Source organism: Pseudomonas sp. JZ134 (assembly GCF_051027695.1).
GTDB classification, from domain to species: Bacteria; Pseudomonadota; Gammaproteobacteria; order Pseudomonadales; family Pseudomonadaceae; genus Chryseomonas; species Chryseomonas luteola.
Map to the genome: position 1 here is coordinate 4,023,898 of NZ_CP069250.1, position 14,795 is coordinate 4,038,692.

Genomic DNA, 14,795 nt, shown 5'->3' on the forward strand with positions numbered 1-14,795 from the left:
AGTCCAGCCACCCGAGAATAGGTTGCAACCGTTTACCGATGACGCATCCGTGCCGCTACGAGCAAGGAAACAAGACAGCCGCCAGCCAGATACGCCGCAACCAGATGCCAGGACCCGTTGTTGGCACTGACCAGCGAGGCGGCAATGAACGGTGTAAAGCCGCCGCCCACCACGCTGGCAACCTGATAACCGACACCGGCCCCGCTGTAGCGATACTCGGTGCCAAAGGCTTCCGTGAACAGCGGCTGTTGCACGCTGACGATCATGTCATGAGCCATGTTGGCAAGCATGACGGCAAAGAACACGATCCAGCCAATCGAGCGTGCTTCCAGGGCCAGGAAGAAGGGCACAGCTGAGAGCACACCAATCGTGGCGCCGATCAGGTAGATACGGCGTAACCCATAGCGCTCCGCCAGCCAGGCGAAGCAGGGAATGGTTACGCAGCTGATGGCACCCACCAGCAGGCCGATATTCAGGAACAGCTCGCGGGAAAGGCCCAGGTTGGCAGTCGAATAACTGAGCGCAAAGGTCGTCACGATGTACATGGTGAACAATTCGGCCATACGCAACGCGACGATCAGGAGGAACGCGCGTGGATGGCGACGTAGCGCTTCCACGATGGGTAGCTTGACGGCTTTGTGAGCCTGTTTGACCTCACGCACGAACTCGCGGGATTCTTCCATGCTGGAGCGCACCCATAAGGCAATCAGCACAAGCACGATGCTAAACAGGAACGGAAGGCGCCAGCCCCAGCTGTGAAAGGCCTCGTCGCTCAAAAAACGATCAAGTAGCGATACGCTGCCCGTGGCCAGGATCAACCCTACGCCAAAGCCTACCTGCACGCCGCTGCTGTAGAAGGCACGCTTAAGCGGTGGTGCACTCTCCACGGCCATCAGGGCCGCGCCGCCCCACTCGCCGCCTACGGCAAACCCCTGGATAGCACGCAAAATAACCAACAGAACGGGTGCCCACCAGCCAATGCTCGCATAAGTCGGCAACAGGCCAATCAGGGCAGTCGAAATGCCCATGAGCATGACCGTCAGCACCAGCATGCGCTTGCGGCCGAGTTTGTCGCCGTAGTGCCCAAATACGAAACCGCCCAACGGACGGAACAGAAAGCCCACGCCAAAGGTGGCGAAGGCAGCCAATGTCCCCATGGCCGGGCTTACGTTGGGAAAGAACTCCTTGTTGAAAATCAGCGCCGCCACGATGCCGTAGAGCAGAAAGTCGTACCAGTCCACAACCGCCCCGACAAAACTGCCAAGGGCGGCCTTGCGGGCCTGTGAATCGGAGCGCCCCGGGGGCGATGCGTCGGTTGCATGGGTCATTGCGGTCATGGCTTGGGTACTGATAACAGGAGGCGAGCCGTCAGAAGTGGCTCAAAAATCCGCCCGCCGGCATGCTCATACTGCAGGTACAGGAGGGAAAGCAGACGGGAAGGTGTGAAACAGGCGCAGGGGTGGCCGATTACTCGTACGTCATACAGGACGGAGCAAACAGGCAAGGCGCAGAGAGATACATAGAGACGTCCTTATAGTTTTAATGGGCTATACGAAGAGAAGGCTTCGCACCGGAGGACGGGATAGTGTGTTGCGAGGGGTTATGAGGTCAACTGTAGGGTCACGTACAGCTCATGAAGAACGTGACCGTTAGTCGATTGACACCCGTGGCAGGACGCCAGAGGGGCGGTAAATCATTCGTCCATTAACTTCTTGCGATCTTCTACCGGCAGGCTGCGAGTCTCGGGATCGAGATCCTCCAGCTCGCCATCGGCTTCGTCCAGGTCATTAAGAGGAGCCTGATCCGCGCACCAGAGCTCATTGGCCGCAAGCAGGGTGCTGTAGTTGGCCAGGCGGCAGGTGTGTGCAGGAATACCGGTAATCATCTTGAGTCCCTCCCAGGAAATACCGATGAATGCTGTTTTAGCTTAGTCCGGTAATCGCAGCGGGAGGTTGCAACCGATCATCGGTTGGTGTGGCGAAGGATGTCTTGCTGAAGAGGCGGATGGCTATCCGACTTTCATACACAGGATGGGTTAAACGCAGCGGCTCTCATCACAGGCGCCTGACCTCGAAGACCAGGCACCTGATAACGGACAGCTTAGAAGCGGTCGCGAATGACCACTTCGTCGTAGGGCAGCTTGCCAGTGCGCGCATGCGCCGGCTCGGCGGCCTTACCGACGGAAATCATCAGGCTGACGACATGGTCGTCCGGCAGATTGATCAGCTGGCCAACGGCCTCAAAATCAAAGCCGACCATGGGGCAGCTGTCATAGCCCATGCCCTTGGCAGCCAGCATCAGCGTCTGGGCCACCAGGCCGGTGCTGCGCATGGCCTCGTCACGCTGGGTCTGTGGCTTGTCACGGTAGTACGCATCGATGGCCGGCACCATGAAGTCCTGCACAGCCTGGGGAGCTTCGCTCCAGATACGGGCGGCATTCTTTTCCCAGCTGGCAACATCGGCACACACGATGACGAGCAACGAGGAATCGGTGATCTGGGCCTGATCCCAACCTACCGCACGAATCTGCTGACGCAGCGCCGGATCTGTCACTGCCACCAGACGCACATGCTGCAGGTTGAACGACGTCGGCGCCAGCAGGGCATGACTCAGCAGTTGGCGTTGCTCGTCATCGGTCATCCGGTGAGAAGCATCGTAATGACGGATGGCGCGACGTGCATTGATGGTTTCAAGGATATTCATACTGCGTTCCTTTAAATAAAAGTCAGGCCAGCACAAGCGTTTGGAGCCGCAACGGCCGTTTGGAAATCGTGGTGCAGAACGTAAAGGATAGCTGCGTATTTATCCAATCAAGCGTACTGATTCATTCCATCGATATCGCCAATACCGCTTCGCTAGCTGTTTTTGCTGAAACGATTGCGCAAAAAGGTGATCGAATCCCGTTTGATGACAATTTGTTTCTGAACCCTGTGGCGTCAGAGCAGTCTTTTAGCGGTTCGCCTGCTCTGGCAGGCGCGTCTGGATACAATAAAAGCAGGCAGCATTACATGGAATCTCCCACGCTCACCCTCTCGGCCCCTGCCGCTCCGGCGCGTAAAGGCCTCGTCCTTCTCATCGCCATCATTGCCGCCCTGGGTGGCCTTCTCTTCGGTTACGACACTGGGATTATTGGCGTCGCCCTGCTCGGCCTTGGCCGTGAGTTTGCGCTGAATGACACCCTCAAGCAGCTCGTCACGGGCGCCATCATCTTTGGTGCGCTGTTTGGCTGCCTGGGCACCGGCCCGATCTCCGATCGACTCGGCCGACGCCGAACCATCATCCTGGTGGGCATAGTATTCGCGCTCGGGTCGATTCTATCGGCCGTCTCGCCCAACGTGACGCTGCTGATCCTGTCGCGCTTTCTGCTTGGCCTGAGTGCCGGCAGCTCGACGCAGATCATTCCGGTCTACATTGCCGAAGTAGCCCCGCCACAACATCGCGGAAAGCTGGTGGTACTGTTCCAGTTCATGGTGGTCAGCGGCATTACCGTCGCCTATTTCACCGGCTTTGCGCTGGACGAGCACTGGCGCTGGATGTTTGCGCTGGGCGTGGTTCCGGCCGTGATTTTGCTGGCCGGCATGTCGGTACTGCCTGAAAGTCCACGCTGGCTCCTGTCCCGTGGACGCGAGCAGGACGCACTGGCGGTCCTGGAGCGCGTCCGTGGTGATGAGGCGGCTGCCCGCCGGGAGCTGACCGAGATCAAGACTGTGAGCGATGCACCGGAAGGTACCTGGCGGGACCTGCTCCAGCCCTGGGTTCGCCCGGCGCTGTTGGTGGGCGCTTGTATCTCTATGTTTTCGCAGATCACCGGCAATAACGCACTCGTCTACTACGCACCGACTATTCTGACTCAGGCGGGCTTTTCCGATCAGACGGCGGTTCTGGCCACTGGCTGCAGCACCATCCTGGTGGTGATCATGACCGTGATCGGCAGCCTCCTGGTGGACCGCATCGGCCGCCGTCGCTACCTGCTGATCCTGATCCCCGGCTCGATCATTGCGCTGGCCATCATGGGCTACCTGTTCCAGGGTGCAGGCCCCACCACTGACGTGCAGCGCTGGCTGGTCGTGGGTTGTCTGGCGGCCTACCTGATGTTCAACTGCGGCGGCTTCGGTGTGTGCATCTGGCTGATCAACTCAGAAGTCTACCCGCTGTTCGTGCGCGGCAAAGGTGCCAGCGTTGGGGCCTTCAGCCACTGGTTCTTCGATCTGGTCGTCACGCTGACTACGCTGAGCCTAGTAACGTGGCTGGGCGCTGCCCATACGTTCTGGGTTTATGCCGGAATCTCGTTGCTGGCTCTGGTCTTCATCTGGCGCTTCGTGCCTGAAACCCGTGGCAAGAGCCTGGAGAAGATCGAGCACGAGCTGCGCGAGCATCGCTTCTACCCTTACCAGCAGCGCCACGACCACTGACGCTGCATGGCATGGCCCAACCGCATGAGGTTGGGCCGTTTCCCCCTACGCCCTGCCAGTCTCGCGCTGGCGGGACTGCACGATCCACATGATTACCATCGCCAGAAGCGGCACCAGCGTCACCACGGCGGCAAAGAATTCCCCTGTCTGCCGTAGCCCGAATGCCTCCGCCGATACCCCTACGCCAATCACCGGCACCGACATCGCCACGTAATACGTGACAAAAAGCGTTGAGGTTACAGCTGCCTTGTGCTCACGTGGGCTGGCACCTGTCACGGCGTTCATACCGGCTCTAAACACGATGCCCTGGCCCGCTCCTGCGATTACCGTTCCCAAGAGCAGAAACCCGACCTGTGCAGTGGCAATGCTGACACCAATAGTGGCCGTGCCCAGTGATAGGGCAATGCAGCCAATCGTCATGTGTAAGTGTGCAGGCAGCTTTTTCAGCAATGCCTGCCCGATGATGGATGAGACAAACAGCAGGCAGATAACCGCGCCAATGGTAACGCCATGGGTATGCCCCATGACTTGGCCCATAATGGCCGGCACAACCGCTGTAAACAGCCCCGCCACGCTAAAACCCGCCATCCCCGAGAGGGCGGCTGGGATAAACAGGGCTCGCACCTCCCGCGGCAGATGAGGCTTCTGTATTCGCAACCTCGGCTTAGCCGGGCGCTGGACCGTCTCGTGTGCCAACAGCACACCCACTGCTGCAACAACCAATAAGATCAGGTACAGGCTGAACACCAGATGCGTCGGATAGGGCAGATACGTCGATAGGAGGCCTGCCACCAGAGGGCCCAACCCCAGCCCGAGCATGTTGGAAGCCGTAGCCACCAGGGTCGAGACATTGCGCCACGGCTCAGGCGCCAGCTCCAAGACGGCCACAGTGGCCGTACCGGTATAAATCCCGGCGGAAAAGCCGGAGAACAACCGTGCCAGCATTAATCCGCTAATGCTGTGGCTGAAAAGAAATATCACCGTACTGATGGCCGACAACGCGATACCGGCCAACAGCATCGGTCGCCGTCCCAGCTGATCGGACCAGCTCCCCGCCACCAGCAGCGCCGCAATCACGCCTGCCGCATAAATGGAAAAGATCAACGTCACCCACGTCTCGCCAAAGCCCATCTCCTGTTGATAAAACACATACAGCGGTGTGGGCAGTGTGGTACCCATCATCGTGATCAGAAAGGCACAGGCCACCCAAATAAAGGCGCGACGGGGATGTGAAGCACTCGCAGGCATGCTTGCTCCTAGGCGTATTGATCATTATTTGAACAGCCCGACCGGAGGTGGTCGGGAAAGCGGTAGACCGAACGCGATGGCGAAGCGTTCGGTATGAAGGACAGCCCGGAGAGGGTTTAGCCTGGCGGAATGCCTAGCTCGACGGGTGTCTTATGAGAATGAAATGATGGGTATGGCTCTGCTCAACCCGTCCTACGAAGCGGTTTGTGACGAGGCCGGTAAGTGGCACATACAGAGGATAGGCGAAGCGATACCCCTCCCACATATGCCAACCTGACTAGCCACATCAGCCCCAACCGCGCCCTATTCCGCCGCGCTGAAATACCGCTCGATAGTGGCCATGTCCGCCCCGGTTGCGAGGGCCAGCGACAGGAGAATGCGTGACTTCTGAGGATTGAAAAAGCCGCTGCCAATGCCCTCTTCCTTCCTGCTGACGAACCCAGAGCCGGTACGGGTGGAGCGGATCACGGGAATGCCCTGCTCCATGAGCCGTTTGACTGTCTCTTTGGTGCGCGTGGGGATGGAGCCGTTACCCGTACCGGCGATCACAATGCCTTTTGCACCATCCTTGATCGCTGCATCGATTAGTGCACTGTCTTGGTCTTGGTAGCTGTAGAGAATTACGACCTTGGGCAGGCTTTCCTGCTTGGAGACATCGAAATGCCTCTTGCCGGTCGGTGTGGCAGGAGAATAGTAGAACCGGGGCGTAATGCCGACAAAACTGCCCAAGTAGCCCTGCTCGACCGCTCGGAAGGTGTCGGGCGTGGTGGAGTTGGTCTTGGTGGTATAGAAGGCCGAGCCGATGCGGTCGTTCAGAACGACCAGGGTGCCACGTCCGTTGGCCTTGTCATTGGCTGCCAGACTGACCGCTTCGAGCAGGTTCATGGGCCCGTCGGCCCCTACAGCCGTGGCAGGGCGCATCGCTCCCACCACTACCACGGGCTTTTCGCTTTTGACGGTCAGGTCGAGGAAGAAAGCCGTTTCTTCCAGCGTATCGGTACCATGGGTTACGACCACGCCATGTACTGCCGGGTCTTCCAGTTTTTGGCTGATCGTTTTTGACAGCTTCAGCAGTGTCTTCTGGTCCATGTCCTGGCTGGGCATGTTAGCGAGTTGCTCGCCTGTTACCGTAGCCACTTGATTCAGCTCCGGCACAGCCTTGATCAGGGTTTCGATACCCAGCTTACCGGCGTCGTAGTCAGTGGTATCGGTGCTGGAGGCCGAGCTGCCGGCAATGGTGCCGCCAGTGGCGTAGATGACGACGCCGGGCTTGGCGTCTGCGGCAAACAGGGAGGCTGTAGAGAGCGCAAGGGCGACGCTCAGAAACGCAGGGGCAAAACGAACAGGCATGCAATGTCCTTACTGTGAACCGGGAAAACGTGGCTGTGACCACGTATTTCCTTACGCAAGGACTGTGCCCTGCTGATCAAGCGATGGGTATCGCCCTGCTCTACCCATCTTGCCAAGGGTGAGTACATGGATAGATCGGGGCGCTGCATTCGCTACACGCCCCGGTCTATTGGCAGCGCCGAAACGGCGGTCCTACTTGTCCTTGTTCTTGCGTCCGGGCAGCACTGAATTAAGTACCTGCTTGGCCGTTTCCTTGATGATGCCGCCTTCGTTCGGGTCACCATGCAGAAGCGAGGAGGCAAAGCTCTTGGCCTGCTCGATAGTGAAATGTGGCGGCAGCGGTGGTACATCCGGGTCGGTCTTGAAGGTGATAACGACTGGACGCTCGGAGGCGAGTGCCTCTTCCCAGGCGGAAGCTACCCGGTCGGCGTTGTCGACATAGATACCCTTGAGACCGATGGACTCGGCGAACTGGTGATAGGGCACATCCGGAATGTTTTGCGAGGCTTCGAACTTAGGATCGCCATTCATGACCCGTTGCTCCCAGGTCACCTGGTTCAGGTCTTCATTGTTGAAAACGGCGCAGATCCACTTGCCGTTGCCCCACTCGCGCCAGTATTTGGCGACCGTGATCAGCTCGGCCATGTTGTTCATCTGCATCGCACCGTCACCCACCAGGGCCACCACCGGGCGGTCCGGGTGGGCAAACTTGGCGGCGATGGCGTATGGCACTGCCGCGCCCATGGAGGCAAGGCCACCGGACAATGAGCACATCATGCCACGGCGCATCTGGACATCGCGGGCAAACCAGTTGGCGCAGGAGCCCGAGTCACTCGTCACGATGGCGCGATCCGGTAGGCGCGGCGACAGCTCGTAAGCCACCCGCTGTGGATTGATCGGTTTGGCATCCGTGAGTGCACGGGCCTTGAGCGTCTCGTCCGAACTCTTGCGCCACTTTTCGATAGAGGTACGCCAGGAGCGATCCGTTTTCTCGTGCAACAGCGGTAATAGCGCACGCAGAGTCTCGGCCGAGTCACCTTCAAGGTTCACTTCCATGGGATAGCGCAGGCTGAGCATGTCGGCCTTCAGATCGATTTGCACGCCGCGGGCCTTGCCTTCTTCAGGCAGGAATTCGGAATAAGGAAAACCGGAACCGATCATTAGAAGCGTGTCGCATTCGCTCATCAGTTTGTAGCTCGCCTCGGTGCCAAGCAGGCCGATGGAGCCGGTCACCCAAGGCAGCGCATCGGGAAGCGCGGCTTTGCCCAACAGTGCCTTGGCTACGCCGGCACCCAGTTTTTCGGCTACCGCAATCACCTCGTCCGTTGCGCCCAGCGCGCCGGCGCCCACCAGGATGGCAACCTTCTCGCCCGCATTGAGGACGTCGGCGGCGCGTTGCAGATCCGCCTCGTAGGGTACGACCTTGGGCTTGCTGTAGCCCACACCGGAGTGGATGGTGCCGTGCTTGTGGGGCGGATCGGAGTACTCAAGCTCCTGAATGTCATTGGGCAGGATGATGGCCGTGACACGCCGCTCACCTACCGCCGTACGAATCGCACGATCCACCAGATGACGAACCTGGGACGGCGCCGAAGCCTGTTGTACGAACGCACCCGCTACGTCCTTGAACATGGAGACCAGATCCAGCTCCTGCTGGTAATGGCCGCCCAGGGCAGTACGGGCCTGCTGTCCGCAGATGGCCAGCACCGGTACGTGGTCCATGCGGGCATCGTAAAGGCCGGTCAGCAAATGCGAGGCACCAGGGCCTGAGGTAGAGATGCAGACGCCCAGTTCGCCAGTGAATTTCGCATCGGCTGCCGCCATGAAGGCGGCCATTTCCTCATGGCGGGCCTGGATGAACTTGATCTTCTCGTTCGAACGGTTCAGTGCGCCAAAGACACCATTGATCCCGTCACCCGGGTAGCCATAGATGCGGCGTACGCCCCACTGGTACAAGCGTTCGACTATGAAATCACCGACGGTCATCGCCATGAGAACCTCCCTAGATCGGCTGTAAGCGGAATGGGTGCTTACTGACCTAGACAGGCTCACTCGGCGAGAAGGTCCTCAATATCTGAAAATAGATGGCCGACTCGTCCGTGAGCCTCTGCGTCTGCAGGAGCCTTATGCCTCCCGCACAGGCATTTAGAAGGGCTTCAGGCGACGCAGCTTGGCCAACGCCATTAGTCCGGCACCCGCAGCCACAAGGGCCACCATGCTGACGATATCCGAATCCACCGAAACGGCCTTGTTGCTGGCCTTTTGGTTGAAGCGCCCGTGGGTGCGGTGCAACCCTTCGACCGGCTCGAACAGATAATCCGCCCGCTCGGGGTTTTCCGGCTCGTTGGTCATCTGACCGCTATAGGCCTGCTTGGCCATGACCGTATCCAAAAGGCCTGGCGCCACCATATTGCCCAGGATGGCCTGGATCGTGGTCTTGCCCAGCCAGATCTCGCGGGGCGCACGCATGGCGGCATCAAAGATGGCCCGTGCTGCGACTTCCGGCTGATAGATGGGAGGCAGGGGCTGGCCGCGCTTGCCCAACTTGTTGCGGGCCCAGTCGAATTGCGGCGTGTTGAGGGCTGGCAGGTGAACCATGGTAAGCCGGACACGACTCTTGTCATGGATCAGCTCACTGCGCAGGGAATCAGTAAATCCACGAATGGCTGCCTTGGCACCACAATAGGCCGATTGCAAAGGGATCGACCGGTACGCCACCGCTGAGCCGACCTGCACGATAGTGCCACGGTCCCGCACCTTCATGCGCTTGAGGGCAGCCATGGTGCCGTACGTGCAGCCCAGGTAGGTAACATCTGTCACGCGGCGGTATTCCTCCGGCGTCATCGAGCCAAAAGCCCCAAGAACCGTAGTCATGGCGGCATTGACCCAGACGTTGATCGGTCCGAGTTCTGTTTCCACACGCTCCGCGGCCTGCTCGACCTGGGCGGCATCAGCCACATCAGCCTTGCAGCCCAACGCCTGGGTACCCAAGGCCTCCAGCTCGGCGACCGTCTCGGTCAGCCCCTGCTCGCCTCGGGCGATGACTGCGACCTTGTAACCCGCTTGAGCAAAATAGTGGGCGGTTGCGCGACCGATACCGGCCGTGCCGCCCGTGATGACGACTACAGGTGATTCATGCGCCATGTTGATGCCCCGACATTGTTGGAGGTGTCTTCAACGGACTGCCCTGTCAGGAAGCCAGTTCACTCCGCTGCGATGACGCCCATCGGGTTTACGGCTCTGAACCGGGCAGACGGGATGCCAGTCTTATGGTCAGGCGTATCGCTTTACAGGAGGCGCAACACCATGATCGAGGTACTCGATGCCCATCAGTGGCGGGCTTATCAAGGTGAAGACTTCCCGCTTGGCAGCTGGAAAGACGACAACGGAATCCTGCGTGCCGATCCTGCTGCCGCGCGAGTCGATCTGATCTCACGGCAATCGTATCGAAACTTTTCCCTGACGTTTGAATTCAGCCTGGCGGCGGGTGGAAATGCCGGGGTGCTGTACCGGGTTGCCGAATCCTGGCCCGAATCCTGGCAGGGCGGCCCAGAGATGCAGCTCCTGGACAATGCCAGCCACCCGGACGGGCAGAATCCGCTTACCACCCATGGCGCGCTTTATCAGCTATTGGCACCTACCGAGCCCACTCCGATTCAGCCCGGCGAATTCATGAGCGGCCAACTCATCGTTCGCGAAAACCACGTTGAACACTGGCTCGCTGGACGATGTGTATTACGCTACGACCTATACGATACTGCCCTGCGTGAGGCCATCAGCCAGAGTAAGTTCAAACACAATCCTGATTTTGGTCTCACAGAGGGGCATATCATCCTTCAGCACCATGGCGATGAAGTGTGTTTTCGTTGCCTGCAAGTCGAAGCCTTGCTCTGATCACTGCTGTAGACGCCATGCCTCAAGCAGTACGCCGTCCTTGCCTGTGACCGGATCGGCCTCTGGCATGGGCACGTGAGCAATACGAGTAACCGAGGCATCATGAGTGGCGGCATTGGCACGCTGGATATCATAGTCCTCCTGCCCGCGCGGATAGGCCCCAACGACCACGAAGTCATCGCTTTCCTCGATGCGGCAGTGCCCGGTTCCGGCGGGCAACACCAGCACATCCCCTGCCTCCACCGTCAGCTCCTGGCCGGACTCGCCTCCCAGAATGATCCGCGCGTGTCCGGATGCCACACCTAGCACCTCGTGAGCAGTCGAGTGGTAATGGTGATAGTCGAAGATGCCTGCCCGCCATTGCGGTGGCCAGCCGTTCGCAGCGAACAGCTTTTCGAAGGCCGCGGCGTTGTCCTTACCCTCAAGCGGTACGGCACGATAGACCAGCACCGGGAATGGGCTGTTGGGAATACGTCCATCATCCTTGAAGAACAACCGATCCGGCTCGCCCGCCTGGGCGGGCATACTTAGCGCCGACACCGCGGGCGCAAGACTCAAGGCAAACAGCACCGCATTGTAGGTAGAGCGTGTGGAACCCATAGCTATTCCCCCGATAGGTATAACAGATTCGAAGGGCTATTCGGGTGGGAAGTTTCACAGGCCGTGCAGCCAGCTCCTCAGCAGCTCGGTAGTTCGCTCCGGCCATTCCAACGGCGGCAGATGACCACATTCGGGCAGTATCTCCAGGCATGAGCCCGGGATGCCGGCATGCATCTTCTGCGCCTCAGCCACAGGCGTGAGCTTGTCGTTTTCACCTACGGCAATCAGCGTCGGCACAGTAATGGATGCCAGGGTCGGAATCGAATCCGGACGATCGATAATGGCCTGCTGCTGGCGTAGAAACGCATCGCGCCCTACCCGCTTGCCCATGGCGATCACCTCATCGGCAACCGGCGTACCGATCCGGCTTGGATGGATCAGATTTGGCAACAACTGAGGGCTGATTCCCAAGAAGCGTCCACGCTCGGCCAGGGCCTTCATGCCGACCCGCTGGCGGGTACGCTCAGGGGCATCGAGGCTGGCCATGGTGTCGACAAGCGCCAGCCGCATGACCCGCTCCGGCGCCTGTCGCATGATCTCGAACGCCACGTATCCCCCCATGGACAACCCCGCCAGCGCAAACCGGGCCGGTGCCTCGGCCAGTACCCGTCTCGCCATGCCTTGAATGCTTCCGTCACGGGTCAGGTCGGCAATGTGCGTATCGGCCACGTCGGCCAGCGCTTCGGCTTGCAAACGCCACAAGGCGGCATCGCACAGAAGTCCGGGAAGAAACACCAGCGGGACGTGGGCCTCAGGTCTGGAGGATGCAGCAGAAGTGATCATCAGAGGGTTATTCAGCAGCAAAAGCTGCGTTCTATACGGCCTTCGTCAGCGATGCAAGTACTGACCCCTTATGGCGGCGCAAAACAGGATGGATCACACCTGCATCAAGCTGCCCTGCACCACAGAGTGATGCCCATAGGCTGCCGGACCGCGTAAGCCGTTGATTCAGGCACACCCTATCGACTCTCACCCCGCTGGAGGGGCGTGACTAGCCTGGCAACGAGCCCTCAAGCCTCATGACAGGGCAGCCGTGGCACAGTTGCGTCTGTTATGGGCAGACGCAGTGATCTCATCACGGGCACGTCATCATTTGACGTTGAAGCCGGCCTGGGCCAGCCAGGCTCTTACTTCCGCATAGGGATAAGCCTCCAGCGCAGCAAAACCAGGCAAGCTTCTGGCTTTGAGTCGAGTGAAGGCGGGTGTGTTGAGGCCACATAGGAACCGTGTCATGGACTCAACACTGGGTACGCCTCCGCGGGAGACCATATAGTGCTCCCGAAAGGCGCCACATAGCGTTTCAGGGTTCTGCCTATCCAAAGGCGGTAAGGCGGCCGGGGCTGGAAGGACTGCCACCGTGCCGCGGCAGACGGAACAATGCCCGCATTGCTCAGGCGCCTGCGTATCACCAAACCACTCAGCCAGACGGTGGCTCAGACAACGGTCACTGGCGAATAGATCAAGCATGGCGTGGGTTCGCGCAACCTCGGCCTGCTCTTTTTCCTGGAAGTACCGATGCAACGTAGTGCCTAGTGTCTCGACGTCGATTGCAGCCTGTAAGCGACGATACACCTCGGTCATCTGCTTACTTTCCAATTCAATCCAGCCTTGCTCGTGAAGCCACTCCAGCGCAGTGATTACCCGGCTACGTTCAGCGCGATACTCACGGTGCAACTGATCAAAATTGACCGTGCACCAGGTACGCGCCCGAACAGAGGTTTCGACAATAGCCTCAACAAATTGCCGACGCTCACCTTCAAATCGTTCAATCAAGACTTCAGGTTCACGAAGGTATTTGAAACGATAATCAGCGAAATAACTATATTGCGGCGCAATCAGGCCCTGAAGCTCCAGTTGTACGAGCAAGGTCTTGAGCGGCAACAGGCGAATGTCACTTTGATCGGACAGGCTGTTGAGCTGCAACACCCATTCGCCTTTCGGCGCCGCCTGCAGGTCCTCAAGAACGCTGCGGATACCACTCAGCTCCGGTGTGTCACCATAAACAAAATTTTCCAGCACATTCAAGGCATCGCGGTTAGCCAGTACAAGGCACTCGGAGCGCTCACCGTCACGTCCGGCGCGACCGATTTCCTGGCTATAGCTCTCGATTGATTTGGGCAGGTCGTAATGCACTACGTAACGGATATCGCGCTTGTCGATTCCCATGCCAAAGGCAATGGTGGCCACAATGCAGGTCAGTGTGCCGGCCATGAACTGCTGCTGAATGCTGTCGCGCCGGTCATGAGGCAGGCCAGCGTGGTAAGCCCCGGCACGAATCCCGGCACGTACCAACTCATCCGCCAGCTGCTCGGCTGTTTTCTGCTGCGTGACATAAACAATGCCGGGCTGACTGGCCCGCGGCGCAATCCAATCCAGCAAATAACGTCGTTTGTCCTCCCCGCTGACAGGTTCGACCTGCAGGTCCAGATTGGAGCGATAGAAGCCGGTCGTCACCACATCGTCATGAGCGATTCCAAAGCGGGCCTGCATGTCTGCAATAACCCGAGGCGTTGCCGTCGCAGTTAGCAGCAAGACCTGAGGGATCCTGAAATCACGTTGATAATCAGGGAGCTTAAGGTAGTCAGGACGAAAATTATGGCCCCACTCGGATAGGCAGTGGGCTTCGTCGATTACCAACAGAGAGATAGGTACCTGGGCGATAAACTGGCGAAAGCGCTCATTCTTAAGCCGCTCTACCGAGATCATCAGAATCTTCAGTTCACCGGAGCGGGCCCTGGCCATAGTGGCTTGGATATCTTCACGGCGCTGCGCCGAATCGATACTGGCAGCAGCGATCCCGCGGGCCTTCAGAAACGCAAGTTGGTCCTGCATCAGGGCCAGCAGAGGCGAAATGACCAGGGTGAGGTGTGGCAGAAGCAAGGCGGGCAATTGATAGCACAGCGACTTACCCGAGCCGGTTGGAAAGATAGCAGCAGCCGAACGGCCAGCCATGACGGTACGAACTACCTGACCCTGACCAGGACGAAAAGAGGTATAGCCGAACACATCGGCCAGAGTTTGCTCGATCACAGCGCTTCCAGGAAATGGGTGTAATCGCTAAAGAGTGAGCAAGCCGGTGCTGTCATGCAAGAAGTCTTTAGGCCATCGAAGCGGTACGCGCCTTTTCGATAAAGCGGTTGTATCACGCTGGCGCTCAACATGGGCGGTGTGCTGTAAACAATCCATGCACAGAGTCAATTCAGAGGTTATCTCCAGGCGTAGTAACGCCAAAAAACGATGAGATGAAACAAAATTACTGCTGTTTTTTATTAGTGGTATGTCGATACGTCT

Annotated in this window: 12 protein-coding genes; 2 read left to right on the top strand and 10 right to left on the bottom strand. The window is 58.8% G+C overall.

Annotated features, from left to right (window positions below; all coding sequences use genetic code 11):
• Positions 1 to 32: 32 nt before the first annotated feature.
• The 3 genes from shiA to JQR86_RS18785 form a co-directional block, all read right to left on the bottom strand.
• The gene (gene shiA, locus JQR86_RS18775) at positions 33 to 1,337 is read right to left on the bottom strand and encodes a shikimate transporter (protein ID WP_434154052.1); all 1,305 of its coding nucleotides are present in this window, start codon (positions 1,335 to 1,337) and stop codon (positions 33 to 35) included.
• Positions 1,338 to 1,693: 356 nt separating this feature from the next.
• Positions 1,694 to 1,885: a hypothetical protein gene (locus JQR86_RS18780; protein ID WP_010796474.1), complete on the bottom strand. Its 192-nt coding sequence runs from the start codon at positions 1,883 to 1,885 to the stop codon at positions 1,694 to 1,696.
• Between the two features lie 215 nt (positions 1,886 to 2,100).
• The gene (locus JQR86_RS18785) at positions 2,101 to 2,703 is read right to left on the bottom strand and encodes a nitroreductase family protein (protein ID WP_434140279.1); all 603 of its coding nucleotides are present in this window, start codon (positions 2,701 to 2,703) and stop codon (positions 2,101 to 2,103) included.
• Between the two features lie 71 nt (positions 2,704 to 2,774).
• Here JQR86_RS18785 and JQR86_RS18790 point away from each other — a divergent pair, with 71 nt between their 5' ends.
• On the top strand, positions 2,775 to 4,412 hold the full coding sequence (locus tag JQR86_RS18790; RefSeq protein WP_434154053.1) for a sugar porter family MFS transporter: 1,638 nt from the start codon (positions 2,775 to 2,777) through the stop codon (positions 4,410 to 4,412).
• 45 nt (positions 4,413 to 4,457) lie between these two features.
• Here JQR86_RS18790 and JQR86_RS18795 read toward each other — a convergent pair whose 3' ends face one another.
• The 4 genes from JQR86_RS18795 to JQR86_RS18810 all read right to left on the bottom strand — a co-directional run bounded on the left by JQR86_RS18795 (position 4,458) and on the right by JQR86_RS18810 (position 10,154).
• Positions 4,458 to 5,660 (bottom strand): MFS transporter, encoded by a 1,203-nt coding sequence (locus JQR86_RS18795; RefSeq protein ID WP_434154054.1) that lies wholly within the window; start codon positions 5,658 to 5,660, stop codon positions 4,458 to 4,460.
• 303 nt (positions 5,661 to 5,963) lie between these two features.
• Positions 5,964 to 7,010 carry an asparaginase gene (locus JQR86_RS18800; RefSeq protein ID WP_434154055.1) on the bottom strand — a complete coding sequence of 349 codons (1,047 nt, stop codon included), beginning with the start codon at positions 7,008 to 7,010 and terminating at the stop codon, positions 5,964 to 5,966.
• A 192-nt stretch (positions 7,011 to 7,202) separates the two neighbouring features.
• The gene (locus tag JQR86_RS18805) at positions 7,203 to 9,002 is read right to left on the bottom strand and encodes a thiamine pyrophosphate-requiring protein (protein WP_434154057.1); all 1,800 of its coding nucleotides are present in this window, start codon (positions 9,000 to 9,002) and stop codon (positions 7,203 to 7,205) included.
• A gap of 153 nt (positions 9,003 to 9,155) precedes the next feature.
• Entirely contained in the window at positions 9,156 to 10,154 is a 999-nt protein-coding gene (locus JQR86_RS18810; protein WP_434154059.1) for an SDR family oxidoreductase, read from the bottom strand.
• 162 nt (positions 10,155 to 10,316) lie between these two features.
• On the opposite strand from JQR86_RS18810, the gene JQR86_RS18815 reads away from it, so the two are divergent.
• Positions 10,317 to 10,904: a 3-keto-disaccharide hydrolase gene (locus JQR86_RS18815; protein WP_125888090.1), complete on the top strand. Its 588-nt coding sequence runs from the start codon at positions 10,317 to 10,319 to the stop codon at positions 10,902 to 10,904.
• On the opposite strand, the gene JQR86_RS18820 is transcribed toward JQR86_RS18815, so the two are convergent.
• The 3 genes from JQR86_RS18820 to JQR86_RS18830 all read right to left on the bottom strand — a co-directional run bounded on the left by JQR86_RS18820 (position 10,905) and on the right by JQR86_RS18830 (position 14,531).
• Entirely contained in the window at positions 10,905 to 11,429 is a 525-nt protein-coding gene (locus JQR86_RS18820) for a cupin domain-containing protein (protein ID WP_312271306.1), read from the bottom strand. It lies immediately after the preceding gene.
• Between the two features lie 129 nt (positions 11,430 to 11,558).
• Positions 11,559 to 12,287, bottom strand: coding sequence for an alpha/beta fold hydrolase (locus tag JQR86_RS18825; RefSeq protein WP_312271246.1), 729 nt, complete (start codon positions 12,285 to 12,287; stop codon positions 11,559 to 11,561).
• 306 nt (positions 12,288 to 12,593) lie between these two features.
• The gene (locus JQR86_RS18830; RefSeq protein ID WP_312271305.1) at positions 12,594 to 14,531 is read right to left on the bottom strand and encodes a RecQ family ATP-dependent DNA helicase; all 1,938 of its coding nucleotides are present in this window, start codon (positions 14,529 to 14,531) and stop codon (positions 12,594 to 12,596) included.
• Positions 14,532 to 14,795: the final 264 nt, after the last annotated feature.